The sequence below is a fragment of the Sagittula sp. MA-2 genome (assembly GCF_030126985.1).
Classification (GTDB): Bacteria; Pseudomonadota; Alphaproteobacteria; order Rhodobacterales; family Rhodobacteraceae; genus Sagittula.
In genome coordinates this window covers 4647356-4673738 of the sequence record NZ_CP126145.1, presented here as the reverse complement: position 1 = coordinate 4673738, position 26383 = coordinate 4647356, and the positions used below count along the sequence as shown (strand labels likewise).

General features: G+C 64.5%; 22 protein-coding genes and 1 tRNA gene. 14 read left to right on the top strand and 9 right to left on the bottom strand.

The window, feature by feature from the left end:
* Positions 1-263: 263 nt before the first annotated feature.
* The 3 genes from msrQ to QNI11_RS22650 form a co-directional block, all read right to left on the bottom strand.
* On the bottom strand, positions 264-926 hold the full coding sequence (gene msrQ, locus QNI11_RS22660) for a protein-methionine-sulfoxide reductase heme-binding subunit MsrQ (RefSeq protein ID WP_373418413.1): 663 nt from the start codon (positions 924-926) through the stop codon (positions 264-266).
* A 63-nt stretch (positions 927-989) separates the two neighbouring features.
* Complete coding sequence (gene msrP / locus QNI11_RS22655; RefSeq protein WP_100928914.1) at positions 990-1892, bottom strand: protein-methionine-sulfoxide reductase catalytic subunit MsrP; 903 nt, start codon at positions 1890-1892, stop codon at positions 990-992.
* A gap of 146 nt (positions 1893-2038) precedes the next feature.
* Complete coding sequence (locus QNI11_RS22650; RefSeq protein ID WP_283981891.1) at positions 2039-3604, bottom strand: FMN-binding glutamate synthase family protein; 1566 nt, start codon at positions 3602-3604, stop codon at positions 2039-2041.
* 119 nt (positions 3605-3723) lie between these two features.
* On the opposite strand from QNI11_RS22650, the gene QNI11_RS22645 reads away from it, so the two are divergent.
* The 3 genes from QNI11_RS22645 to QNI11_RS22635 all read left to right on the top strand — a co-directional run bounded on the left by QNI11_RS22645 (position 3724) and on the right by QNI11_RS22635 (position 6847).
* Positions 3724-4179: a DUF302 domain-containing protein gene (locus QNI11_RS22645; protein ID WP_283981890.1), complete on the top strand. Its 456-nt coding sequence runs from the start codon at positions 3724-3726 to the stop codon at positions 4177-4179.
* 187 nt (positions 4180-4366) lie between these two features.
* Entirely contained in the window at positions 4367-4855 is a 489-nt protein-coding gene (locus tag QNI11_RS22640) for a fasciclin domain-containing protein (protein ID WP_100928911.1), read from the top strand.
* Between the two features lie 240 nt (positions 4856-5095).
* Positions 5096-6847, top strand: a complete 1752-nt coding sequence (locus tag QNI11_RS22635; protein WP_283981889.1) for a calcium-binding protein — start codon at positions 5096-5098, stop codon at positions 6845-6847.
* Positions 6848-6934: 87 nt separating this feature from the next.
* Here the strand turns inward: QNI11_RS22635 and QNI11_RS22630 are convergent, their stop codons facing one another.
* A complete protein-coding gene (locus QNI11_RS22630) occupies positions 6935-7165 on the bottom strand; it encodes a hypothetical protein (protein ID WP_100930935.1) in 231 nt (76 codons plus the stop codon).
* A 145-nt stretch (positions 7166-7310) separates the two neighbouring features.
* Here QNI11_RS22630 and QNI11_RS22625 point away from each other — a divergent pair, with 145 nt between their 5' ends.
* The 4 genes from QNI11_RS22625 (at position 7311) to QNI11_RS22610 (ending at position 8937) form a co-directional block, all read left to right on the top strand.
* A complete protein-coding gene (locus tag QNI11_RS22625; RefSeq protein WP_283981888.1) occupies positions 7311-8015 on the top strand; it encodes a M48 family metallopeptidase in 705 nt (234 codons plus the stop codon).
* 95 nt (positions 8016-8110) lie between these two features.
* Positions 8111-8377, top strand: a complete 267-nt coding sequence (locus tag QNI11_RS22620) for a DUF6455 family protein (RefSeq protein WP_283981887.1) — start codon at positions 8111-8113, stop codon at positions 8375-8377.
* A 3-nt stretch (positions 8378-8380) separates the two neighbouring features.
* Positions 8381-8671, top strand: coding sequence for a DUF6455 family protein (locus QNI11_RS22615; RefSeq protein ID WP_283981886.1), 291 nt, complete (start codon positions 8381-8383; stop codon positions 8669-8671).
* A gap of 2 nt (positions 8672-8673) precedes the next feature.
* A complete protein-coding gene (locus tag QNI11_RS22610) occupies positions 8674-8937 on the top strand; it encodes a DUF6455 family protein (protein ID WP_283981885.1) in 264 nt (87 codons plus the stop codon).
* 107 nt (positions 8938-9044) lie between these two features.
* Here the strand turns inward: QNI11_RS22610 and QNI11_RS22605 are convergent, their stop codons facing one another.
* Entirely contained in the window at positions 9045-10028 is a 984-nt protein-coding gene (locus tag QNI11_RS22605; protein WP_100928908.1) for a complex I NDUFA9 subunit family protein, read from the bottom strand.
* Between the two features lie 146 nt (positions 10029-10174).
* Here QNI11_RS22605 and QNI11_RS22600 point away from each other — a divergent pair.
* Positions 10175-10261 (top strand) — tRNA-Leu (locus QNI11_RS22600).
* A gap of 488 nt (positions 10262-10749) precedes the next feature.
* Here QNI11_RS22600 and QNI11_RS22595 read toward each other — a convergent pair.
* From QNI11_RS22595 to QNI11_RS22580, 4 genes are all read right to left on the bottom strand, one after another.
* On the bottom strand, positions 10750-11907 hold the full coding sequence (locus QNI11_RS22595) for a Gfo/Idh/MocA family protein (protein ID WP_283981884.1): 1158 nt from the start codon (positions 11905-11907) through the stop codon (positions 10750-10752).
* 455 nt (positions 11908-12362) lie between these two features.
* Complete coding sequence (locus QNI11_RS22590; RefSeq protein ID WP_283981883.1) at positions 12363-14378, bottom strand: DNA/RNA non-specific endonuclease; 2016 nt, start codon at positions 14376-14378, stop codon at positions 12363-12365.
* A 186-nt stretch (positions 14379-14564) separates the two neighbouring features.
* Positions 14565-15575 carry a Gfo/Idh/MocA family oxidoreductase gene (locus tag QNI11_RS22585; RefSeq protein WP_283981882.1) on the bottom strand — a complete coding sequence of 337 codons (1011 nt, stop codon included), beginning with the start codon at positions 15573-15575 and terminating at the stop codon, positions 14565-14567.
* A 218-nt stretch (positions 15576-15793) separates the two neighbouring features.
* Positions 15794-17014, bottom strand: coding sequence for an ROK family transcriptional regulator (locus tag QNI11_RS22580; RefSeq protein WP_254698072.1), 1221 nt, complete (start codon positions 17012-17014; stop codon positions 15794-15796).
* Between the two features lie 281 nt (positions 17015-17295).
* On the opposite strand from QNI11_RS22580, the gene QNI11_RS22575 reads away from it, so the two are divergent.
* From QNI11_RS22575 to glgC, 6 genes are all read left to right on the top strand, one after another.
* On the top strand, positions 17296-18321 hold the full coding sequence (locus QNI11_RS22575) for a sugar ABC transporter substrate-binding protein (protein WP_100928904.1): 1026 nt from the start codon (positions 17296-17298) through the stop codon (positions 18319-18321).
* 144 nt (positions 18322-18465) lie between these two features.
* A complete protein-coding gene (locus QNI11_RS22570) occupies positions 18466-19536 on the top strand; it encodes an ABC transporter permease (protein WP_100928903.1) in 1071 nt (356 codons plus the stop codon).
* Positions 19533-20333: an ATP-binding cassette domain-containing protein gene (locus QNI11_RS22565; protein WP_198521700.1), complete on the top strand. Its 801-nt coding sequence runs from the start codon at positions 19533-19535 to the stop codon at positions 20331-20333. Before QNI11_RS22570 ends, QNI11_RS22565 begins: the two co-directional genes overlap by 4 nt.
* A 173-nt stretch (positions 20334-20506) precedes the next feature.
* Positions 20507-22885 (top strand): glycogen/starch/alpha-glucan phosphorylase, encoded by a 2379-nt coding sequence (locus QNI11_RS22560; protein WP_283981881.1) that lies wholly within the window; start codon positions 20507-20509, stop codon positions 22883-22885.
* The gene (gene glgB / locus QNI11_RS22555; RefSeq protein WP_283981880.1) at positions 22882-25086 is read left to right on the top strand and encodes a 1,4-alpha-glucan branching protein GlgB; all 2205 of its coding nucleotides are present in this window, start codon (positions 22882-22884) and stop codon (positions 25084-25086) included. Before QNI11_RS22560 ends, glgB begins: the two co-directional genes overlap by 4 nt.
* A gap of 33 nt (positions 25087-25119) precedes the next feature.
* Positions 25120-26376 (top strand): glucose-1-phosphate adenylyltransferase, encoded by a 1257-nt coding sequence (gene glgC / locus QNI11_RS22550; RefSeq protein ID WP_100928899.1) that lies wholly within the window; start codon positions 25120-25122, stop codon positions 26374-26376.
* Positions 26377-26383: the final 7 nt, after the last annotated feature.

Genomic DNA, 26383 nt, shown 5'->3' with positions numbered 1-26383 from the left:
TTCGGGTTTCGTCGTCTTTTTTTCATATATCTCTATTTTTCGAGCAATTTCAGTGTGTTGCTGAATGAATTTTTTGACGCTTCCGGCTTGATTGGGTGCTTTGAGCCAGGCGAACACCTGTGACTCACCCCGCTCGGGCCGCTATCCACAGGCTTATCCACCAATGGCCCCTACGTAACCCTGCGCCAGGGGCGATTCACCGGCCGAAGAAGCGCGAGTCACCCCCCATTCCTGTGAATCGCCGGAAATGAAAAAGGCGACCCTCAGGCCGCCCTTTCCCGTTTCGCTGTCTGACGGCGCCTCTGCGGCCACCGAAGCCCCAGCAATCCGATGACCGCCGCCATGTAGAAGAGCGGCTCCAGCTGGAAACCTTTCGCAAGCAAGACGAAGTGCAGGGCGCCCAGAAGGGCCACCGCATATGTCACCTTGTGAAGCTGCCGCCAGCGGGGCCCGAGTTTGCGGATCGACCAGTTGTTCGACGTCGCCATCAGGGGCAGCATAAGAACAAAGGCTGCCATGCCTATTGTGATGTAGGGCCGTTTCACGATGTCGGCCCAGATCTGCGAGAGGATCTGCACGTCGAGGACAAGCCAGACCAGCAGGTGCAGGGCGACATAGTAGAAGGCCATCAGCCCGAGCGCCCGGCGGAACTTCAGAAGATTGACCGACGCGTGCCGGCGCAACGGGGTCACCGTCAGTCCGGCGATCAGCAACCACAGCGCCCATTGCCCCAGTTCATGTTCAAGCGCCTTGATGGGTTCGACACCCAGCCCGCCCGTGGCACCGAGGTACACGAACCACGGGGCCGGAAGGGCAAGCGCGACGTAGACGACCCAAGTGGGGACGCGCCGCGCGAACGTGTTGAACGCATCACGCGCGCGGGTCAGGGCCGACGCGGTGTCTTTTGCCTGGGGGCGATAGCTCACGGTCCAGTCTCCGGTGATCTTTGAAAGTGCACAGCGCGCGGCGTCCCTAAGGAAGACCGGCGGTCAGAAGTTGGCCTTGAGGTCCATGCCTTCATAGAGAGAGGCCACTTCGTCGTATCCGTTGAACATCAGCGTCGGTTCGCGGCTGGAGAACAGGCCGCCCCCGATCTTGCGTTCGGTCGCCTGGCTCCAGCGGGGATGGTCGACCTCGGGGTTCACGTTGGAATAAAAGCCGTACTCGCGCGCGTTGGCCTTGTTCCAGGAGGTCGGCGGCTCTGTCTCGGTCAGGGTGATCCGGACAATCGACTTGATCGACTTGAAGCCGTACTTCCACGGCACGATCAGCCGGATCGGCGCGCCGTTCTGATTGGGCATCGGCTTTCCATACAGACCGGTCGCCATGAGAGTCAGCGGATGCTGCGCCTCGTCCAGCCGCAACCCTTCGACATAGGGCCAGTCGAGGACGGGATAGCGAAGGCCCGGCATCTCCTCCGGGCGATAGGCCGTCTCGAAGGCAACGTACTTCGCTTCGGGCTTCACGCCCACCATGTCGAGCAGATCGGCCAGCTCGAAACCGTTCCACGGCACGACCATCGACCAGGCCTCCACGCAGCGGAAACGGTAGATGCGCTCCTCTATGTCCATCTGGCTCATGATGTCGGCCATGGAGTAGTCGCCCGGCTTCTCGACAAGCCCGCCGATCGTGATCGACCAGGGTTCGGTCGTCAGGGTATGCGCGTTCTTCACCGGGTCCGTCTTGCCGGTCCCGAACTCATAGTAGTTGTTGTACGAGGTGATGTCTTCGAAGGTGTTCGGCTCCAGCGCGTCCTGAGCACGCGCGCCCATCGGCAGGGCGGCGCCAAGCCCGGCGGCGCCGAGCGCGCCGAACAACTGGCGGCGATTCATGAACAGGTGTTCGGGCGTCGCGTCTGCCCGGGTCAGGTCGTTTGTCCAGCGGCGGCTCATGCGCAAGTCTCCTCGTTTGCTGAGGAGGAAGATAAGCCGCTTGCGCAGAATCGAAACAAACGATGTCTCACGTTGACGCTACGCCCGTGAAACATTCCCGGCGGATGCCCAAAAGGCGCGCTTGCCTGCTGTGCACTTATGTCCCGTCACTCCGCCGCATCCTTTACGTCCATCCGGCGCAGCGCGTCCTCGAACTGCTTGAACCCGCGCGCCCTCGCCATCCCTTCGAGTCCGAGGTGTACCGAGGGATGGATCTCGTTCATCTGGACGGAGGAGCCATCGTCCTTCACCACGCGCACGTGGCGGCGACGCATCTGGCGCGGCTCGGCCACGCCGACAGAGTGGGCAATCGTCTCCACCTCGCTGATGACCGCCTTGGCATAGGCCGCGACCCTCTTGTCCTTCTCCTCGACCACCAGCCCCTTCTGAAGAGAGGGTATGTGCGTGGTGATGCCGGTCGGACAGGTGTTCTTGTTGCACTTCAGCGCCTGGATGCAGCCCAGAGAGAACATGAACCCGCGCGCGGAGACGGCGAAGTCCGCCCCCATGCAGATCGCCCAGGCCACATCCGCCGGGGACACCAGCTTGCCCGCGGCGATGATCCGCACGCGGTCGTGCAGCCCGGCGAGGTCGCGCAGGTCCACCATGCGGATCAGAGCGTCGCGCAGCGGCAGGCCCACGAGGTCGATCAGCGGCATGGGTGCGGCACCTGTCCCGCCCTCGCCGCCGTCCACCGCGATGAAGTCCGGCGCGCTTTCCTCTCCGCGTTCCTTGATCTTGCGGAAGAACTCGAACCACGGTTCCGCGGAGCCGATGCAGGTCTTGAAGCCGACCGGCTTGCCAGTGACCTCCCTGATGTGCGCGATCAGGTCGAGAAGCCCGTCGAAATCGTCCACCTCCCGGTGCCGGTTCGGGGAAATCGCGTCTATCCCCATGGGCACGCCACGGATCGCGGCCACTTCCTCGTCGATCTTGGCCGCCGGGAGGATACCCCCCTTGCCGGGCTTGGCCCCTTGGCTCAGCTTGATCTCGAACATCTTGATGCAGGGCTTCGCGGCGATCTCGCGCAGCTTTTCGTCGCTCAGGTTTCCTGCGTGATCGCGTACACCGAACTTCGCCGTCCCGATCTGGTAGACGACATCGCAGCCGCCCTCTTCATGGTAGGGGGCCAGACCGCCCTCCCCCGTGTTCATCCAGATGCCCGCCATCTTCGCACCGCGCGACAGTGCGCGCACCGCCGGTTTGGACAGGGCGCCGTAGCTCATGCCGGAGATATTGAAGATCGACTGCGCCATGTAGGGTTCGCGGCAGTAGGGCCCGATCTCCATCGGTTCGGTGGAGGCGTACTGGTCGTCCAGCGGAGGGAAGACCGCATTCATGAAGATCGGCGTGCCGGGGATGTTCAAGTTGCGCGTCGAGCCGAACGCCACGGTGTTCGACTTCTTCTCTGCCGCGCGATAGACCCAGTTCCGCTGCGCGCGGTTGAAGGGCATTTCTTCCCGGTCCATGGCAAAGAAGTACTGGCGGAAAAACTCGCCCAGTTCGGTGAAGATCCCGCGGAAGCGCCCGATCACCGGGTAGTTCCTGCGGATCGCGTCGCCGGTCTGCCGGCGGTCGAGGAAATACATGACGATCACCGCCGCGACGCAAACCCCGATCACGAAGACGAAAAACAGCGCCAGATACTGCAGCGCCAGCATTGCATATTCCATATTCGCCTCCCCGAATGTGTTGATTTGTCTCAACGCACATATGTCTTATGCTGACTATTCTGACACCATTGCGACACGTTTGGCACCCCCGTCAGCGTGATCAGCATAAGGGAGGAATCATGAAACACATCATAAGAGCGCTCGCTGTCTCCGCCTGCGCCGCCGTGGCCGCCGCCCCGGCGCTGGCGCAGGGCGTGGTCACCTATGATACGGACCAGAGTTTCGACGACGTGATCTTCGGACTGGAGAACGCGATCCTCGACGCCGGGCTGGTTGTCGACCACATCTCCCACACCGGCGACATGCTGGAGCGCACGCGGGCGGACGTGGGTTCCGACGTGGTGCTGTTCGAACATGCGGACGTCTACAGCTTCTGCTCGGCCCAGATCAGCCGGGAGGTGATGGAAGACGACCCGATGAATATCCGCTTCTGCCCGTACGACATCTTCGTCATTGTCCGGCCGGAGACCCCGGACACCACGACGATCGGCTTCACGCAGTATCCCGAAGGCGCGATGCAGAAGGTGCAGGAGATGCTCGACGGCATCGCGCGGACCGCAATCGGGCTGGACTGATCGTCACGCGCGCTCACGTTGCGTAACGACAAGTTCATTGGACCTTCGGACGGCGCGCGGCTTAGCGGCGCGCCGCCTTCCGTCAAGGTCCGGGGACGGCGGAATTCTCATGATCCGGCACGATGAACACGCCGTAGTTCTCCACGATGCATGACCAAGGCATCGAGATCAAACAGGAGGACCCGAAATGATCCGCAAGACCTTTATCGCTGCCGCCGCCGCCCTCGCTTTTGCCGTTCCCGCACACGCCGGCTCGCACTCCATGTCCAAGGACATCGTGGACACCGCGACCGAAGCGGGCAGCTTCGAAACGCTGCTGGCCGCCGCGACCGCCGCGGGGCTGGTCGACACGCTGAAGGGCGAAGGCCCGTTCACCGTCTTCGCCCCGACGGATGAGGCCTTTGCCGCCCTGCCCGCCGGCACCGTCGAGGACCTGCTGAAGCCCGAGAACAAGGAACAGCTCGTCGACATCCTCACCTACCACGTCGTGCCCGGCAAAGTGATGTCGACCGACCTGTCCGATGACATGGCCGCGACCACCGTCGAAGGCGGCGATATCATGATCGATCTCGACAACGGCGTCATGGTGAACGACGCGACCGTGACCCAGGCCGACATCGAGGCTTCCAACGGCGTGATCCACGTGATCGACAAGGTGATCATGCCCAGCATGTGATCTGTCGTCAGATCCCAGACAAACGGCCCGCCATTGCGCGGGCCGTTTCCTTTTGCGCAACCAGCGCCGCCAATGCGCCCCAATCGGCGGTCCGGCCGTCCTGTTCGCGCTCAAAATGACCCCTTTGTTAACCTTAACGCTCCGCTAATCCGCCCCAAGGCGCCTCTAGCAAAAGGTCGACCGCCCAGCCCGAGTGTCCGGCCGGGACGGCAGGTGATCTTTACGAGCAAGGAACGACAAATGGCGACCGTCTACGAAACCTCAGACTCCAACATCAACGCCTACGCGAGCGGCAGCTACACGATCGGTTTCGACGACGTGTTTGCAGGCACCTTCGGCGGCGGCGACGCTCAGGACGGTATCAACCTGCCGGCGCTCGAGGCCGGCACGACCTACACGATCACCATGACGGTGGACGACATCTCTGGCCATCACGCGATGGGCATCATCAACCGCAGCAACTTCCATTCGCTGGGTGTGAACATCGCCGATGGCGAGGTGATCGGCGAATATCCCATCACCAACACCTTCGTGACCGTTTCGAACCCGACGGTCGTGGGCAACACGATCACGATGGACGTCACGCCGATGTTCACGCAGAGCTATTCGCTTTTCATGCAGGGTGAGGCGTCGCACACGGACAACTACACGCTCTCCATCGCACCGACACCGATCCCGCCGGTCTACACTCCGGGCGAGGATTCGGTCACCGGCACCTCCGGCGACGACATCGCGGGCCTGCTGGACGGCGATGACACATATGCCGGTGGTGAGGGCAACGACACCGTCAGCGGCGACAACGGCCACGACGTGATCCTCGGCGAAGGTGGGGCCGACTGGCTGAATGGCAACGCGGGCGACGACAGCATCGACGGCGGTGCGGGCGACGACATGCTGATCGGCTCCGGCGGCGTGGACAGCATCTTCGGCGGCGCGGGCAAGGACACGCTCGACGGCGGCAACGACGACGACGAGCTGCACGGTGGCGACGACAACGACCTGCTGCTCGGCGCGAAGGGCAACGACATGATGTACGGCGATGCCGGTGACGACACTTTCAAGGGCGGCATGGGCAACGACACCATGGATGGCGGCGCCGGTGCGGATGTGTTCCTGGTCGAGGCGGACGCGGGCGACGACCGTATCGTCAACTTCGAGGACAACGTGGACAGGATCGACGTCTCCGGCATCGGGATCTACGACCACACCCAGCTGAACAAGACAGACGACGGCACCGACACCACCATCGACTTCGGCAACGGCACCAAGATGGTGATCGAGGGCATCCTGGCTGCTGACATCGACAACGCCGATCTGATCCTCGACGTGAACCCCTTCGTCGCGACCGTCGCCAACGACACGCTGCATGGCTCTGAAGGCAACGACCTAATGAGCGGCGGTGACGGCGACGACCGGCTGTTCGGCGAGAACGGCAACGACGTGCTGAACGGCGATGCCGGTCGCGACGACCTGCGCGGCGGCATGGGCAACGACTCGCTCTACGGCGGTGACGACAACGACAAGCTGCAGGGACAGGCGGGCGACGACTTCCTCAGCGGCGGTGCCCAGAACGACAACCTGCAGGGCGGCGCGGGCAACGACTGGCTCGAAGGCGGCACCCACAACGACCGCCTCGACGGAGGCGACGACAACGACATGCTGCTGGGCCAGGACGGCAACGACAACCTGATGGGCGGCAACGGGGACGACACGCTCGACGGCGGCAACGGCCGCGACCAGATGACAGGCGGCGCAGGCGCTGACGTCTTCGTCTTTGCGACCGGCACCAACCGCGACACGATCACCGATTTCGAGGATGGCATCGACCAGATCGACCTGACCGGCCTTGCCCCCGCAGGCATCACCGAGTTCGCCCACCTCGCGATCAGCGACAACGGCGTCGATGCGGTGGTCATGCTGGACGGCGGCAACTACGTCACGCTGCTGAACACGCTGGCGGCCGACCTCGACGCCGCCGACTTCGTCTTCTGAGGTCGTACCGACGCGCAAACGAAAGGCCCGCCGTACACCGGCGGGCCTTTTCATTGCATGCGCCTTAGGGAAAGACCCGCGAAGGCCTCAGCCGTTGCGCCTGTAGATCCCCTCGGGCAGGTTCACCGCCGCGATCAGGTCGTTCATCTGGGTGATGCTGAGCGTCACCTTCATCTCCCTGTCGGTCCGGGGATCGTACTGCGTGACGGTCACGCATTCCTCGAAGCTGGAGATGATGACGTCCTCCTGCAAAGGCGTTCCGCCCTCGTCCACGAGGGTCACAACGGTGGCGTCAAAGTCGTGCTCGATGCTGAACATGGAAGAACCGTAGCGCGCCGCACTGGCAGAGAAAACCGGAATCGGCGGTTTGGGCGGAAGTCCGTCACGGTTGCGTGGACGGGGTGGCGCCAGCGGCATGGGGCGACTATCCTCGGTTGCAACACTCAAACGTCCCGGATGACATATGTTCAGATTCGCACTCCTGGCCGCGCTGGCCCTTTCTGCCTGCGCCACGGTTCAACTGCCTTCGCCGGTTCCGTCGCCCGTGGGCGCCACCTCGGCCCAGTTGCGCGCCAACCAGGCCGCCCGCCAGTTCGTCGAGGTGGTGGAAGCGGTCGAGCCCGTTGCGGAACAGATGTGCCGCGCCCGCACCTCCGGCCTGAACTGCGATTTCCAGATCGTTGTGGACGACCGCGCCGACCAGCCCCCCAACGCCTTCCAGACGGTCGACCGCTTCGGGCGGCCAATCGTGGCGTTCAATCTCGGCCTCATCAACTCCGTCGAGAATGCCGATGAACTGGCCTTCGTGATGGGCCACGAGGCCGCGCACCACATCCGCGATCACCTGACCAAAACCCGCGAAAGCGCGACGGTCGGCGCCGTGGTCTTTGCAGGCATCGCCGCCATCAGCGGCGCCGAGGCCGAGGCGGTCAGGAACGCCGAGCAGCTTGGCGCCGCGGTCGGCGCGCGCACCTACTCGAAGGAATTCGAACTGGAGGCGGACCAGCTGGGCACCATCATCTCGGCGCAGGCGGGCTATGATCCTGTGCGGGGCGCGGCCTTCTTCGCGCGCATCCCCGATCCGGGCAACCGCTTCCTCGGGTCGCACCCGCCCAACGCGGCACGGCTGGAAGTCGTGAAGCGGACGGCGGCCAGCATCGGCCGCTGAGGCCATTTCCCTCGTTGACCTGAGTCAAGGCGCGACGCGTCCCGGCAGCTAAACTCTCGCTCAACCGTTCAGGACAGCGAGAGGAGCTCCCCGCGATGCAAAGCAAGGACACTTTGAAGCGCCACGCCGCGCTAGTGGATCACATGGCCGGCACGCAGGGGCTGGATCTGGAAGAGTTGATCCTGCGCGGCAAGCTGACCATTTCCGAGCTGGACGACGCCGTGCTCCGCTGCACGGCCTGCACCTCGCCCGGGTCCTGCAAGCATTGGCTGGCCGCCATGACCGCAGAGCCGGAGGCCGACGCCCCGCCGCCCGCGTATTGCCGGAACAAGACGATGTTCGCGGACCTTCAGGGAGGATGAGCCATGGCTGACGGAACCGCTTTTCCGCCCGTCCTGGGCGACGAGGTCGAACACTACTGGCTGGTTCAGCGCATGGCGAAAGCCACGGGCGTGGACCTCGTTCAGGCGATGGACGCCGGCCTCCTGACACAGGAGGACTGGGCCTCCATCGTCACCCGGTGTCGCGGGTGCCAGTGGACCGAAGGATGCGGCGACTGGCTCGACCAGCCGATCGACGACACCCGGCCGTTCCCGCAGCCTTGCGTCAACCGCAAGCGGCTCGCCCGGATCGGAGACCGCCTCGCGGAGCTTTGAGCATGTCACAGCATCTCGGCGACCCGGCCCGGCACTTCTTCATGACGCGCGGTGTGGCGCGGGTCATGGGCGTAAACCTCGGCGACGCCCTCAATTCCGGCCAACTCGAACCGCAGCGTTACGCGGACATGGTCACCCGCTGCCGCGGATGCGCATTGGTCGAAGCCTGTGAGGAATGGCTTGCGGCGCAGACCCTGATCAGCAAGGCGCCCCCTCCCGGATGCTGTAACGGCACCGATCTGTGCCGGTTGCGCGACCTGCATTAGCGCGCATCCACCCGTCTTGAACACCTCGCGGGCAGACAACCGAATCGCAAACGAAAAAGGGCGACACCCGGCGCCGCCCTTTCCAAATTCGGAACCTTGTCTGCGCCTTACTGCATGCGCAGGTTCTTGGCCGATTCCTTGATCGCGTCGTACTGGCCGGACGGACGGAACCGCCAGAGGTAGTCGGGAAGCACCGCTTCCACCGCCGTCGGCGTGATGCCGAGATCGGCAAAGGTCTTCGTCTCGCCAGAGACCACGTTGTCATGATGCAGCGTCTTCACCTGGTCCCGCGTGATCTGCGCCGGAACGAGGCCAAGCGTCAGCTTCTCGACCAGGCCCATGACCGAGGCCAGCGGCCCCGCGATGAAGAAGGGGAGATTCACGATCAGCCTGCGCCGGTGAATGACCTTCAGCATGTCCTGCATCATCTCGCGGAACGTCATGACATCCGGCCCGCCCAGTTCGTAGATCCCCGGCTCTGCCTGACCCAGCACGCCCATCACCGCAGCGCGGGCGACGTCGTCCACATAGACCGTCTGGAACTTCGTGTCGGCACCGACCAGCGGCAGCGCCGGACCGAAACGGGTCATCGTCGCGAAGCGGTTGAAGAAATCGTCCTCCGGCCCGAAGATCACGGAGGGCCGCAGGATCACGGCGTCGGGCATGTGCTCCAGCACACCGGCCTCGCCCTCGCCCTTCGACGAGGCGTAGGCGCTGTCGGCCTCTCTATCCGCGCCGATGGCCGAGATATGCACCATACGGGTGATGCCGCGCTCCTTGGCGATGCGCGCGATACGGGTCGCACCCTCCGCCTGGACGGCGTCGAAGTTGTTCTTGCCGGACATGTCGAAGGTGCCGACGCAGTTCACCACAGCGTCCGCTCCTGCGGTCGCGGCGCGCACGCTGTCGTCGTCGCGGATATTGCAGAACACCGGTTCGACCTGGCCGACAACACCGTACGGCTTGACGAACAACGCCTCGTTCGGGCGACGGACGGCGACGCGAACGCGCCAGCCCTCTTTCGCCATGCGGCGGGCGATGTAGCGGCCGACGAAACCGGAGCCGCCGAAGATGGTGACGAGTTTGGACATGGCCTGTCTCCCTTGCGCCGATATTCCCCGGTTTAAGGGTCCGGGACGGCAGGGGCAAGGCGCCCGATTGCCGCGCGAAAATTCTTTTCAGAGCCTTGTTGACACCGGGCCGCGACAGCCGTAAACCCCGCCCTCACCAAGCCCGTGCCCAGATGGCGGAATTGGTAGACGCGCTGGTTTCAGGTACCAGTGACTTAACGGTCGTGGAGGTTCGAGTCCTCTTCTGGGCACCATAAAATCCCCCCAAGCTTCTGAATTGAATGAACTTGGGGGGATTTTTGGTTTCTGGGGTGTCGGCTTCCAGATGACACGCCCCCCTCCACCGCAGATCATCTGCCCATAAGGCAAACCATCGGTTCGCCGCGAAAGCGACGCTCACCGCACGCTATCGAGAATCAGGGGGCGGCGCGCCCCTCCTGCGCGCATCGCCCGCCTTCCCGTTCAGAGGCGACGTGGCGATTCCTGCGTGCGGCTGCAAGCAAGCGTCTTCCGTTTCTCAGCAAACCGAGAAACCTGCTGCCGCACGGTCTCTTGCGGTCACACAACCGTGCCCGGCCTTCCAACGACAGAGGACATTACGCGCCCCGACGCCGCACAAAGCCAAAGCATCGGAGGCCTCGGGGCGGAACGGGGTGGCCGCCCGAGAGGCCGAGACGGTCGACCTTTCGGCTTTCAAGGCGCCTCCCGAAGACAAACGCGCAGGAGGCCCGACGCCCGTTGCCTACCGGAACATCGGCGGGCGGGCGTCCATCCATGCACCGTCGGCCCGGCCGCTTTCGGCAACGGCCATGACCGCCGCCATGGAGCGCAGTCCGTCCTCAGCCCGGGGATACAGATTCGCGGCCGGGTCGATCTCGCGCTTCTCTTTCTGCGCGCGGATCGCTTCGGCCAGGTCCTTGTAGATATTGGCAAAGGCGAGAGGCATCCCCTCTGCGTGGCCGATGGTGACACGACTGGTGCGGTCCGCCTCGGGCGAAAGACCGGCCTCGCCACGTTCGATGACCTGAAGGCGCCCACCCAGAGGCATCCAGTAGAGCTGGTTCGGCTGCTCCTGCGACCAGCGCAACCCGCCCTTCTCGCCGAAGACCTGCAGCGTCAGCCCATGCTGCCGCCCGATGGCAACGGAAGACGTCCAGAGCCGGCCAACCGCCCCGCCGTCGAAGCGCAGGTTGACCATGGCGTCGTCCTCCAACACCCGCGACGCGATGCAGGACACCGTGTCCGCCGAGAGCCGCTCCGCTTCCTGGCCGATCACGAAACTGGCCATGTGCAGCGCGTGAATGCCGCAATCGGCGAATTGCGCCGAGACACCCGCCTGCGCCGGATCGTAGCGCCAGCGCACACGCGGGTTGTCGGCGTCCGCCGCGTCCGCGTGGTGGCCGTGCGCGAACTCCGCCTTGACCAGACGGATGGCGCCAAGGTCGCCGCGTGCCACCATCGCCCGCATGTGCCGCACCAGCGAATAGCCCGTGTAGCCGTAGTTCACGGCGCAGATGCGGCCCGAGGCGCGGGCAATCCGCACGATCTCTTCGCCTTCCTCGACCGTCATGGTCATCGGCTTCTCGCACAGCACGTTGAAGCCGTTTTCCAGGAAGGCTTTGGTGATCTCGAAATGCGTGGCGTTCGGCGTGGCGACAGTCACGAGGTCGATGCGGTCGTCGCGATTGCGCTCACCGGCCAGCATCTCCTGCCAGTCGCCGTAGGCGCGATCCGCCGCAAGGCCGAGGCGTTGGCCATATGTGCGCCCGGCATCGGGCCTGTGGTCCAGCGCCCCGGCGCTGAAGGTGAACAGCCCGTCCAGCCCGGCGCCCAGCCGGTGTGCCGGACCGATCTGGCTGCCTTCGCCACCGCCGACCAGACCCCATGCGAATTTGCTCATGCCTTGCCTCCCTTGCTCCTTGATCCCCGAACCAGCCCCGGCCGCCGCTCGGACGGCTGGTTCGGCAGGCGGGCCGACATCATTTCCAGACGGACCGGCGCCGTGCATGTCGTGCCGTTTCAGGAAACAGCACGTTCCGGCATAATAGCCTTGCAGAGCCGGTCTCTCCGTTGGCCCGGCATATACGGAACGGCGTATCCGATCAGTCGAATGTTGATCACGACGAGCACGGCAGAGACGGGCCGGTCAAGACATATCCACCCTTCTCCGCGTGATATCGGAACGGCCTGTCGCCGAGCTTTCCACCACCAGCCCAACAGCCGGGTTCCCATTCGACCTGAGCGGAGGCCCCGCCTGCTCTGGTCATGACCTCATGGCCCCTGATCGGACACCGCGCCCGTCTCCCCGCTCACCGGAATGCCGTCAAACAGTCGACGGTCCCGCGGAGGATGGACCTAGAACCACCGGATCTGCGTGCCCGTCAGAAGCGGCACCTTCACCGGGCCGGTGCCAAGCGATTCCTGCTGGCCCAGCGGGTCGATCTCGGCCAGACCGCCAAAATGCAGGCCGGTTTCCGACTCGATGGAGCGGATGGACACCTGCGCGGCCTCGTTCGTGTGGCTGGACTGGAACGCGCCGAAGACGAACTCGTCCTGTCGTGGCAGGTTTGCCGTCTGGTCCATGCGGTAGCCGGTGGCCGAGAGGTGGCCGGTGCGTTCGTGCACGAAGGCGATGATCTTCCAGAAGGCCACCGGCACCTGCACACCGTAGAACACCGGGTCGTCGTCCTTGAGCACCGGGCCGGTGTAGACACAGATGCGCATGTCGTCGTCGATGGCGTTCTGCAGGGCGTGATCCTCCAACTCCAGCCAGATCGGCGCGTTGAACGACTGCATCTGCGGCGTGGCGTTGGTGACGTGCATCGAATCCTCGTTGCCGAGTCGCGCCTCAGCCGCAGAGCCCCAGCCGGGATCGTTACGGCGGGTCATGTGCCCGCGCGAGAACTTCGGCGGGTTGCCGTAGCACTCCTTCATGATCTGGAACCGCTTGTCGATGCGGCCGTCGTATTTCCAGCCGACACGCCGGGCGGCCTTGGGCTCCGTCCCGTCGATATTGACCGCCGACCACAGGCACATCCGCCGCGGTTCGTTCATCGAGACGGAAAAGTGCTGATATTTCAGGACCGTCTCTTCCTGCCCGTCGAAGTCGAACCGCAGCAGGTTCGTCTCGTCGATCAGTTGCGGCAGGGGGCAGAGCAGCCCGCCGCTACCGATGAAATCGGGCCGGAAGCCGGATCTGTCGCGGTAGCTCTCGGCCGGGGCCTCGGTCAGGTCCAGCAGATCGTCGTCGGACTGGACGAAAGGCGCCATAGGCCGGGTCTGCACATCTATGGCCAGGGCGGGATCGCCAAGCGTGACGGTGATCGTCAGGGGAATCGTCGTGGTGACGGAGGTGCGTGAGGCTTCGGGACGCGGGGCCTGCGGCGCGAGCTGTGGCCGGGCGGGCCGTCTGCCGGTGGTGACCTGGCGCAGCGCCTCCGCCACCACATCGCACCGCACCGCGTAGTTGGTTCGCATGAATGCGCCGGAATAATGCAGCCCCAGCGCCTGCCCGCTGTCGAGGTCGATCACGGCAGACCCGGAGTTGCCGCCAAGCGTCGTGCAGTCGTGATAGAGGCGGCTGTCCTCCAGGAACGTGACAGCACCCGGCGCAAGCCGCTTGTGGTTGTAGCGGGCGCCGAAGATGTCCTCCATCAGGGTGAAATCCGGGATCCGGCTGTCGAAGGCGGGATAGCCGATGACGGCGGCATTGTGTGTCTGCACCGCCGTCTCGGCCAAGGGAATCGGTTCGGCGAGGCGATGGTCGCCAGCCGCCCGCTCGACCCGGAAGAAGGCGATGTCGGGCCCCGGAGCGGGCGTAATGTGCAGCACCTGCGTCAGGCGGAAGACGCGGGTGTCGGGATTGTCGAACTCCGAGAGGAAGTCGACCTCTGCCCGGATCGGGCGCCCGCCCAACTGGGTGAAGGTGAAGCCGTCGCCACCCGCCTGCGCGAACTCCTGTGCGACGTGGCGGTTGGTGACGACGATATCCTCGGCCACGAGCCAGCCGGTGCCGACCCATGACAAGGGGGCGTTGTGCAGGTTGATCCGACCGACGGCGCGGATGGCGGGATCCAGCGCGCCCGCCGCGGCGGCAAGGCGCGCCTTCCACACGTCGCTTTCGGTGTCAGAGGCGAATTCGAGCACCGCCGCGTTGTCGCGCACGTCCAGCACCGGGCGGTTGCGGCGCAGGATGATGCTTTCCTTAAGGAATATGCCATCCGGATCGGGAGCACTGCGCGTGCCGGTCAGATCGGCGGTAACGTCCAGTGACTCTTGGGCAAGCGCCGGGTCGGTTTCGGCGATCTTGCGGTTGAAGGCGGCCAGACGCTGCAGGCTGTCGCGCGCCACACGCTTGGGAAGCTGGGCCATGGGACCTCCGGGAAATGAGCTTGTGCAAAATGAAACGGGTCGCTCGCCCATAAGGCGAGACCTGCTCTTTCAAAGCAAGCAGAGTTTCCCGATACCTTCCTGACAACCGGCGTGTTGCCGCACCTCTTGCCTGCCGCCCACGCAGAGCGCTCCGTCTGACACCCCAGCCGGAGCGACAGGCCGCACCTACCGCTGCGAGTAGAAGGCCGGCCGTTCGACCAGGGCGATGTCCTGACGGGTGCCCGCCTCCAGCGCCTTCACGCCGGTCTCTGCGATCAGCGAGGCCGCGTAGCCGTCCCAGGCGGAGGCCGCCAGTTCCGGATATTCGCCGCCCATGACCCACTTCAGGAAGGCCTTGTTCTGCTGCCGGTAGGCCTCCGCATAGCGGTCGCGCCAGTCGGGATCATGGGCCTGCGTCTTGACCGCGTCCTTGTCCATCCGGGTATAGGTGACATGGTTCGTGGCGATGGAGCCGCTTTCGCCCACCAGCTCCGCCTTCACATCATAACCGTAGGCCGCATTGTTGTTCACTTCGACGGTGACGATTTGGTCGTCGCCGGTCTGCATGACCATGACCACCGGGGCCACCTTGTCGTCGGACCGCCGGGGCTGGCTTGCGGTGATGGTCACGGCCTCCGACCCGAGCATGTAGCGCAGGATGTCGAATTCATGCGGCGCGGAGTTGGTGATCGCCATGGCCCCGGTGAAATCGGCAGAGGGCGTCGATCCGTTGCGGTGCCAGTTGTGCATCATCAGCGGACGTCCGATGGCGCCTCCGGTCAGCGCGGCGCGCATCTGGATGTAGGCGGGATCGTAGCGTCGCATGAAACCGACCATGATGTGCCGTTCCCCAGCGGCCTCTTCTGCCTTCATGACCTCGAGACATTCGGCCGAGGATTGCGACAGGGGTTTTTCGCACATCGCCTTCTTGCCAGCCCGGATACAGGCGAGGCTGAGCGGCGCGTGGGTGAAGTCCGGCGACGCAATGATGACCGCATCGACATCGTCGTGCGCGACGACGGATTCGGGGTCGGTGGCAATGTGATGCGCACCGAGCGCCTCTCCCACCTTGCGGGCGCGGGCCTCGTCCTTGTCGCAAAGAACCTGAAGTGTCGCGCCGGGAAGGTCTTCGGCGACGATGCGGGCATGGTCGGCACCCATGATCCCGGCTCCGATGACGGCAATGCGGATGGTCATGTCAGTCTCTCTGCAAGGGAAAGCATGTGACAGTCGTGTCGCGAAGCGCGGCGGGACGGAAGCCCGAGGCGCGCTTTTGGTCTCAAAATCTGTCAGGCTTGGTGCGCCTTCGATGATGTGCGGCCCTCGCGCATGTCGATCCGCAGCCGACAAAAGGGGCCGTCCGACACACCGGCAAAGATGACCAAGTGATGGTCTCCTGCCGATCAGCCCCTATCTCAGGCCTTCAGGAACGCATTCCGGTCGACAAGGAAACGATCCGACAGCGGCAGGCTGGCGGCGCCCAAGGCACGCGCGTCGTGGCCGATGGTGCCGGGCCTGATCTCCGGCACGTCGATCCCGGCCACGCTGATCTCGTCAAGCCGCTCACGTGTCCGCCTGACGATTTCGGACCTGACCGCTTCGGGCAGCCAGCCGTCGATCATCACCGCCTCGAAGTCGATGAGGCAGGTGGCGGACAGAATGGCATAGGCCAGCCCGTCAACGGCCCGCTGCATCCAAGGCTCCAGAACCGCATCGTCCAGTTGCCAAGCCTGTGGCGTCGACCAGATCATCTCCGACTGGCCGCCGGCCGCGATCACCATCTGTTCCAGCGTGATGAGCGACGCGACATCGACAAGCTGGTGCACCTTCGCCCCCTCCATCCCGATCGGGATCGAACCGAGCGCCGCGGCATTCCCGGTGCGCCCGGTGTACAGCGTGTTGTCCAGCACCATGCCGCCGCCGACGAAGAACCCGATAAAGAAGTACAGGAAGTCGCGCGGCCGGTTCTTGTCACCAAAGACCAACTCTGCTCCGCAGGCGGCGGATGCATCGTTGCGCAGGTAGACCGGGAAGTCCCAGCGGTTGGCGATATCGACGGCAATGTCGCGGTCCCGCCAGTCGGCCATGTCCTCCGGTGCGACGCCCAGCGGCTGCGCCCAGTCATGCAGGCGGAAGGGAATCGCGATCCCCAGACCCGCGACCCGGGCGCGCTGCGCTGCAGAGAGCTTGCCCAGCAGTTTCTCTATCGATTCGTTCGCGAAGGCGATGACATTGTCGGGGCTCGGATAGCGGTGGGTGACGCTGACCCGACCTTCGACATGTCCGCGGAAGTCGGTCAGGATCAGGTCAAGGCTCCGCCGCCCGACCTTCAACCCAAGAAAATAGGCCCCGTCCCGCGCGAGGTTCATCGGGACCGACGGCTGGCCGACCTTGCCGCGCACGGGTTCGCCCTTTTTCAGGAGACCGTCCGATTCGAGCCCACGCATGATGACCGAAACGGTCTGGGCGGACAGTCCGGTCAGGCGCGCGATCTCTGCCTTGGCCAGCGGGCCGACCTGACGGATCAGCGTCAGAACCAGCCGTTCGTTGTGCGCCCGCACGCCAGATTGGTTGGAGCCGCGAGCACCATCCAGAACGACCGGGGTCGCATCCCCTCCCTGAACACTTTCCCTCATGATGCCATCGACCTTTTGTGCTATCCTCCCGTCAGGGCGCCTTCGCTGCACTGTAGCAGCTAATGCCGCGTCGCAGCAGGATTTTTTCCTTAATCGACGCCCTGACCCACCTTTGAAATCTCGCGCGGCAGCGCGCGCCTGTCAATAATAAATACATCTGATTTATTTATTGTTGACAGCTTGGCGTCGAATCTGTTCTTGTCGGGACAGAGAGCCGGAACACCGGATTCTGGGCCACATCGTGTCGCGCACCGGCCCCGCGACGATCTGGGAGGATACACATGAAAAAGCTTCTGACGGGCACCGCCCTGGCACTGGCAGCATTCGCCACCGGCGCCGCTGCGGAAAGCCACGGCATGTCGGCCAGCGCATGCCTGATCACCAAGACGGACACCAACCCGTTCTTCGTGAAGATGAAGGAAGGCGCGACCGCCAAGGCCGAAGAGCTCGGGATCGAACTGAAGACCTTCGCAGGCAAGGTGGACGGCGATCACGAAACCCAGGTGCAGGCGATCGAGACCTGCATCGCGGACGGCGCCAAGGGCATTCTGCTGACCGCATCCGATACCTCTTCCATCGTCCCCGCCGTGCAGCAGGCCCGTGACGCTGGCATTCTGGTGATCGCGCTCGACACCCCGCTGAACCCGATCGACTCGGCTGACGCGACCTTCGCCACCGACAACTTCCTCGCCGGTGAACTGATCGGCAAGTGGGCCGCCGCCAAGCTGGGCGACGAGGCCGCAAACGCCAAGATCGCGATGCTCGACCTCGCAGTGTCCCAGCCGACCGTGGGCGTCCTGCGCGACCAGGGCTTCCTGCAGGGCTTCGGCATCGAACTCGGCGACCCGAACAAGTGGGGCGACGAGGAAGACGAGCGCATCGTCGGCAACGACGTGACCGCGGGCAACGAGGAAGGCGGCCGCAAGGCGATGGAAAACCTCCTCGCCAAGGATCCGATGATCAACGTGGTCTACACCATCAACGAGCCCGCCGCCGCAGGTGCCTACGAGGCGCTGAAGTCGATCGGCCGCGAGAACGACGTGCTGATCGTCTCCGTCGACGGCGGCTGCCCCGGCGTGCAGAACGTTGCGGACGGCGTGATCGGCGCCACCTCCCAGCAGTACCCGCTCCTGATGGCCTCCAAGGGCATCGAGGCGATTGCCGCATGGGCCAAGGACGGCGTGAAACCGCAGCCGACCGAGGGCAAGGACTTCTTCGACACCGGCGTCTCGCTGGTCACGGACGAGCCCGTCGAAGGGGTCGAGTCGATTTCCGTTGCCGAGGGCACCGAGCGCTGCTGGGGCTGATCCCGCGGCCAAGGCGCTGCGGCGCCTGACAAAATCCGAAGGGGCGACCTCCGCCCCTTCACCATGGACGCGCGGGCTGCCACGGGTTTAGGCTGAAGGCAGGCGCGCACCAAAGACGCAGCCACATCTCAGGGAGGAGCCCCCATGTCCGAGACTGCCTCAAAAGGGCAGGACTACGAGTCGTCGTTGTCGCGCGCCACCAGTTCTGTCGCGGAATTCGAACGACGCAAAGGTCTTGTGCCCAAAATCCAGGGGGCGCTGCATTCGACGCCCGCCCTGGTTCCGCTCATCGTTCTCGTACTGTCGATCGTCGTGTTCGGTCTGCTTCTGGGGTCGAAGTTCTTCTCGCCCTTCGCGCTGACGCTGATCCTCCAGCAGGTGCAGATCGTCGGCATCGTGGCAGCGGCCCAGTCGCTGGTCATCCTGACGGCGGGCATCGACCTGTCGGTCGGCGCTATCATGGTGCTGTCGTCCGTCGTGATGGGCCAGTTCACCTTCCGCTATGGCATCCCGGCGCCGGTCTCCATCCTCTGCGGGCTTGCCTGCGGGACCCTGATGGGCTTCATCAACGGCTGGCTGGTGGCGAAGGTCAAGCTGCCGCCATTCATCGTTACGCTCGGCATGTGGCAGATCGTTCTGGCGACCAACTTCCTCTACTCCGCGAACGAGACGATCCGCGCGCAGGATATCGAAGCCCAGGCCCCGATGCTGCAGTTCTTCGGCACGGTCATCGCCCTTGGCGGCGCCCGCCTGACCTACGGCGCGATCTTCATGCTGCTGCTGTTCCTGTTCCTCGCTTACATGCTGAACCAGACCGCCTGGGGCCGACACGTCTACGCAGTAGGCGACGACAAGGAAGCGGCGGAGCTTTCGGGCATCGAGGCCAACAAGGTCCTGATCTCCGTCTACATGGCATCCGGGCTGATCTGCGCCTTTGCCGGCTGGGCCCTGATCGGGCGGATCGGGTCCGTTTCTCCGACGTCCGGCCAGCTTGCCAACATCGAATCCATCACCGCCGTGGTGATCGGGGGCATCTCGCTCTTCGGCGGGCGCGGCGCGGTCATGGGCTCGCTCTTCGGGGCGCTCATCGTGGGCGTGTTCACCCTCGGGCTGCGGCTGCTCGGCGCGGACGCACAATGGACGTACCTCCTCATCGGCGTGCTGATCATCGGCGCCGTCGCGTTGGACCAGTGGATCAGAAAGGCATCGGCATGACCATTCAGCCCGTCGTTCAAGGCCGGAACATCGTGAAGCGCTACGGCCACGTGACCGCCATCGACCATGCGGACTTCGATCTCTTCCCCGGCGAGGTGCTGGCGGTGATCGGGGACAACGGCGCAGGCAAGTCTTCCATCGTGAAGGCGATCTGCGGCGCGGTCCAGCCCGACGAGGGCGAGATCAAGATCGAGGGCAAGCCGGTCCATTTCCACTCTCCGCTCGACGCGCGGGAAATGGGGATCGAGATCGTCTACCAGCAGCTTGCCCTGTCTCCGGCGCTCTCAATCGCGGACAACATGTTCGCCGGGCGGGAGCTGCGGAAACCCGGCATCATGGGATCGGTGTTCCGCCAGCTCGACAAGAAAAGGATGGAGGACTTCGCCCGCAAGAAGCTGACCGACCTCGGCCTGATGACCGTGCAGTCGATCAACCAGGCGGTCGAGACACTCTCGGGCGGCCAACGCCAGGGCGTCGCCGTGGCCCGTGCCGCCGCCTTCGCCCGGAAGTTCATCATCATGGACGAACCGACGGCTGCGCTTGGGGTGAAGGAAAGCCGCCGCGTGCTTGAGCTGATCCAGGACGTGCGCGCCAAGGGCATCCCGATCATCCTGATCTCCCACAACATGCCGCACGTCTTCGAGGTGGCCGACCGGGTGCACATCCATCGCCTGGGCAAGCGTCACGCGGTGGTCGACCCTAAGAAGATCTCCATGTCGGACGCGGTTGCCATCATGACCGGCGCGCTGGAACCGCCCCCGGTCGAAGAACAGCAGCTTGCACCCAAGGCTGCCTGACAAACAGGCGCCCGCGCGATCGCGGGCGCCGCACACACGCTCCGATAGTCAGGAGGCTTGCCATTAACTCGGGCATTCGTCAGATGTTAGCGGTATCGGAACTATCGGCTGACTTGCCGGTCGTCCAAGCTAGTGTTGAATGAAACAATGAAACACCGCCGAGGACCTCTCCCATGAAAGACGAAATCCTGCGCCATCTGCGTTACGGCCTTGGCAAGGACGCGGAGCATTCCTCCGTCTACGACTGGCGGATGGCGCTGTCCCGTGCCCTGCGCGACCGGATGGTGGACAACTGGATTCCCTCCACGCAGGAGGCCTACAGTTCGGGCGCGAAGCGGGTCTATTACCTGTCGATGGAGTTCCTGATCGGGCGACTGGTGGAGGACATGGCCTCCAACCTCGGGCTGGTCGACGAGGCGAAGGCCGCGCTGAAGGAGCTTGGTCAGGATTACGAAACCATCGTGAAGGACGAACCCGACGCGGCGCTCGGCAACGGCGGTCTCGGGCGGCTCGCGGCCTGTTTCATGGACAGCCTCGCGACGCTCGGCATTCCGGCGATGGGCTACGGCATCCGCTACGAGCACGGGCTTTTCGAGCAGGACTTCGTCGAGGGTCAGCAGGTCGAACGGCCGGAGACATGGCTCCAGCAAGACCACATCTGGGAATTCGAACGTCCCGAGGTGCAGTACCCGATCAGCTTCGGCGGCCACGTGGAGCATCACGACGGCCAGGCGCACTGGCACCCTTCGGAGACGGTGATCGCCACCGCCTACGACACGCCGGTTATCGGCTGGGAAGGGCGCTGGGGCAACACGCTGCGACTCTGGGCGGCGATGCCCACGAAGGTCTTCGACCTCGCCAGCTTCAACCGCGGCGATTACCTCGCCGCCGGCCGGTCGGAGGCGCTGGCGCGCACCATCTGCCGCGTCCTCTATCCCGACGACACGACGGAGACCGGCAAGGAACTGCGCCTGAAGCAGGAGTACTTCTTCACCTCCGCCTCCATCCAGGACCTGCTGCGGCGGTTCCTGTCGACCCATTCCGACATCCGTACCCTGCCAGATGCCGCCGCGATCCAGCTCAATGACACGCACCCGGCGATTGCCGGCCCGGAACTGGTCCGTCTTCTGGTCGACAAGCACGACCTCGGCATGGACGAAGCCATCGCGCTGGCCCGCCGCTGCCTTGGCTACACCAACCACACGCTCCTGCCGGAGGCGCTGGAACGCTGGCCCGAATGGCTGTTCGGGCGCGTGTTGCCCCGCCATCTGGAAATCATCCGCGAGATCGACGCCGACCACCTGCGCCGCCACGAGGGCGCGCCGAAGATCCTCGACCATGGCAACGTGAACATGGGCGAACTGGCCTTCATCATGGCGCACAAGGTCAACGGCGTCTCCGCGCTGCACACCGATCTGGTGAAGAAGACCGTCTTCCACGACCTGCACAGGATCCACCCGCAGCGCATCGTGAACCAGACCAACGGCATCACGCAGCGCCGCTGGCTGAAGACCTGCAACCCGGCGCTGTCCGGGCTGATCACCCGCGAACTGGGCGACGGCTGGGTCACCGATCTGGACCTCCTGTCAAAGCTCAAGTCGCGCACCGGCGACGTGGCCTTCAAGGAGGAATTCGTCGCGGCGAAGCGCGCCAACAAGGTGCGGCTGGCCAACTGGGTGACGGAGACGATGGGCATCTCCATCGACCCGGACGCCATGTTCGACGTGCAGATCAAGCGCATACACGAATACAAGCGCCAGCTGATGAACATCCTCGAAACGGTGGCGCTCTGGAACGAAATGCGGGCGCACCCGGATGCCGGTTGGACACCGCGGGTCAAGATCTTCGGCGGCAAGGCCGCGCCCGGCTATCACGTCGCCAAGGAGATCATCCACCTGATCAACGACGTGGCCGCGGTCATCAACTCGGACGAGATCACGAAGGACCTGCTGAAGGTCGTCTATCCGCCGAACTACAACGTCACCATGGCAGAGGTGCTGATCCCCGCCGCCGACCTGTCGGAACAAATCTCCACCGCCGGCAAGGAAGCCTCGGGCACCGGTAACATGAAGTTCGCCCTGAACGGCGCGCTGACCATCGGCACGCTGGACGGCGCGAACGTGGAAATCCGCGAACATGTCGGGCCGGAGAACTTCTTCCTGTTCGGCCTGACCGCCGAGGAGGTCATGGAGCGCCGCATGCAGCCCGGGTACGCCCGCGCCGCCATCGACGCCTCGCCGCGCCTGCAGCGCGTGCTTGGCCAGATCGTCGAGGGCCGCTTCTGCCCGCAGGACCAGGGTCGCTATCACGGGCTTGTGGGGATGCTCTATGACAGCGACTATTTCCTCGTGACATGCGATTTCGACAGTTACTACGATACCCAACGCCGCGCCGACGAGGCGTACAAGAACGCCCGAAACTGGGCTGCCATGGCGTTGGTAAACACGGCGTCGATGGGCTTTTTCAGCTCCGATCGGACGATCAAGGGGTATGCGCGCGACATCTGGCATGTCGGATCGCGCCTCGGCGCCGGGGAGGAGGCCGCCGAATGAACTTGATAGAACCTGCGGACGCGGACCGGCTGCTGTCCGGACAGCACGCCGACCCGTTTTCCGTTCTCGGGATGCACGACGTGGACGGCAGCATCGTCGTCCGCGTGCTGCGTCCGGGCGTCGCCGCGGTGGAGGTGCTGGACCGCAAGACCGGCCGCGCCGCCGCGACGCTGGAAAGGGTGCGCGACGATCTGTTCGCCGGGGCGATCCCCCGCCGCAAGAACCGCTTCGCCTACACGCTCCGCATGTCGGAGGCGGACGAGACCTGGGTCGAGGAAGACCCCTACGCCTTCGGGCCGGTCATGGGCGAACTCGACGAATACCTCCTTGGCGAAGGCACCCACGGGCAGCTCTGGCGGGCGCTCGGCGCGCATGTGACCGAACATGATGGCGTGAAGGGCACGCATTTCGCCGTCTGGGCGCCCAACGCCCGGCGCGTCTCGGTCGTCGGGAACTTCAACAACTGGGACGGACGGCGGCACGTGATGCGCCGGCGCGGCCAGACCGGCGTGCACGAGATCTTCCTCCCCGGAGAGGGTGACGGCACGGTCTACAAGTACGAGATCCTGAACCGCGACGGTGCGTTGATGCCGCTGAAGGCCGATCCGGTCGGTTTCGGGTCGGAACTGCCGCCCAAGACGGCCTCGGTCGTGCGCGACCTGTCGGGCTACGAATGGAACGACGCGGGCTGGGTCGAAGGCCGCGGTGCCAGTCAGCGCTACGACAAGCCGATCAGCGTCTACGAGGTGCACCTCGAAAGCTGGCGGCGCGTGCCGGAGGATGGCGACCGCCCCCTGACCTACCGCGAACATGCGGAACAGCTGGTGGCCTACGCCGCCGACATGGGCTTCACCCATATCGAACTGACACCGATCTCCGAATATCCGTTCGGCGGATCGTGGGGGTATCAGCCCGTCGGACTGTTCGCGCCGACCTCCCGGTTCGGCAAACCGGACGATTTCCGCGCCTTCATCGACGCCGCGCATCAGGCGGGGCTGGGGGTCATCATCGACTGGGTTCCGGGACACTTCCCGACCGACAGCCACGGCCTTGGCCGCTTTGACGGCACCGCGCTTTACGAGCACGCGGACCCCAAGGAAGGCTACCACCCCGACTGGAACACGCTGGTCTACAACTACGGCCGGGCGGAGGTTGCCAACTACCTGATCGCCAACGCGAAGTTCTGGCTGGACGAATACCGCATCGACGGGCTGCGCGTGGATGCCGTGGCCTCCATGCTGTACCGCGACTATTCCCGCAAGGCGGGCGAGTGGGTGCCGAACAAGCACGGCGGACGCGAGAACCTCGAAGCCATCGATTTCCTGCGGCACATGAACGAACAGGTCTATGCCGCCCATGGCGACATCATGACCATCGCGGAGGAATCGACCGCCTTTCCCGGCGTTTCGGCCCCGACCGACACCGGCGGCCTCGGCTTCGGCTTCAAGTGGAACATGGGGTGGATGAACGACACCCTGCGCTACATGGCCGAGGACCCGATCAACCGGAAGTACCACCACGACAAGATGACCTTCGGGCTGCACTACGCCTTCTCGGAGAACTTCATCCTGCCGATCAGCCATGACGAGGTGGTGCACGGCAAGGGCAGCCTGCTCGGCAAGATGCCCGGCGACGAATGGCAGCAATTTGCGAACATGCGCGCCTATCTCGGCTTCATGTGGGGGCATCCCGGCAAGAAGCTGCTCTTCATGGGCTGCGAATTCGCGCAGTACGGCGAATGGAACCACGACCGGAGCCTCGACTGGCACCTTCTGGACTACGCGCCGCACGCCGGTGTGCAGCGTCTGGTCCGGGACCTGAACGCGCTCTACCGCGCCGCGCCCGCGCTCTACGAACTGGACGCCCGGTCCGACGGCTTCACATGGATAGATGGCGGCAACGCCGAGGACAGCATCTTTGCCTGGACCCGTCAGGGCCTTGACGGTGCGCCCGTGCTGGTGGTCGCCAACTTCACGCCGATCACGCGCCACGGCTACCGGATCGGTGTGACCCGCGACGGCCACTGGGACGAGGTCCTGAACACCGACGCGCCGGTCTATGGCGGGTCAGGGCAGGGCAACCCGGGCGGCTGCACCTCCGAAGAGGTGTCGGCGCACGGGCGCAGCAACTCCATAGAGATCACGGTGCCGCCGCTGGCCACGGTGTTCTTCAAATACTCCGGGACCGGAACGGGGAGCTGACGGCCGGAAGAGAACCTTCAAGGGGGGAAAACGATGAACAACGACAGATTCAGTCTCGCGCAGCAGACCATGGCCTATGTGCTGGCCGGCGGGCGAGGCAGTCGCCTGAAGGAATTGACGGACGTCAGGGCCAAGCCCGCTGTCTACTTCGGCGGCAAGACACGGATCATCGACTTTGCCCTGTCCAACGCGGTGAACTCCGGCATCCGCCGCATCGGCGTCGCGACCCAGTACAAGGCGCACAGCCTGATCCGTCACCTGCAGCGCGGCTGGTCCTTCTTCCGGGCCGAGCGCAACGAGGGGCTCGACATCCTGCCCGCCTCCCAGATGCTGGACGAGGAGAACTGGTACAAGGGCACGGCGGACGCGGTCACGCAGAACATCTCGATCATTCGCGGTTACGGGCCGAAGTACATCCTGATCCTGGCGGGCGACCACATCTACAAGCAGGACTATTCCTACATGATCGAGCAGCACGTGAAGACCGGGGCCAAGGTCACGGTCGGCTGCATCGAGGTGCCGAAGGAAGAGGCCAAGGGCTTCGGCGTCATGGACGTGGACAAGTCCGACAAGATCCTCAGCTTCGTCGAGAAGCCCGCCGATCCGCCGACCATGCCCGGTGACGACACCCGGTCGCTGGCTTCCATGGGGATATACGTGTTCGAAGCGGAGTACCTCTACGAGATCCTCGAAAAGGACCGCCCCGACGATGCGTCGGAGCACGACTTCGGCAAGGACATCATTCCCTCGATCGTGGCCGAGGGCGGTGCCTATGCCCATCCGTTCAGCCGATCCTGCGTGATGTCGGGGTTGGAGAGCGAACCCTACTGGCGCGACGTCGGCACGGTCGATGCCTACTGGAAGGCCAACATCGACCTGACCGACTTCGACCCTGCGCTGGACATCTACGCCACCGACTGGCCGATCTGGACCTATTCGGAACTCGTGCCGCCGGCGAAGTTCATCCACAACGAGGAAGGCCGCCGCGGGCAGGCGGTGTCCTCAATGGTGGCGGGCGGCTGCATCGTGTCGGGCTCTTCGCTCTATCGCTGTCTGCTGTTCACCGGCTGCCGGACGCATTCGTTCTCGCAACTCGAAGGGGTGGTCGCCCTGCCCTACGTGGAGGTCGGGCGCCGGGCCTTTGTCAAGAACGCGGTCCTGGACCGCGGCGTGAAGATTCCGCCGGGCCTCATCATCGGCGAGGATCCGGAACTGGACGCCAAGCGTTTCCGCAGGACGGAAAACGGCATCTGCCTTGTCACCCAGAAAATGATCGACGCCCTGGAGTAAGCCTCGC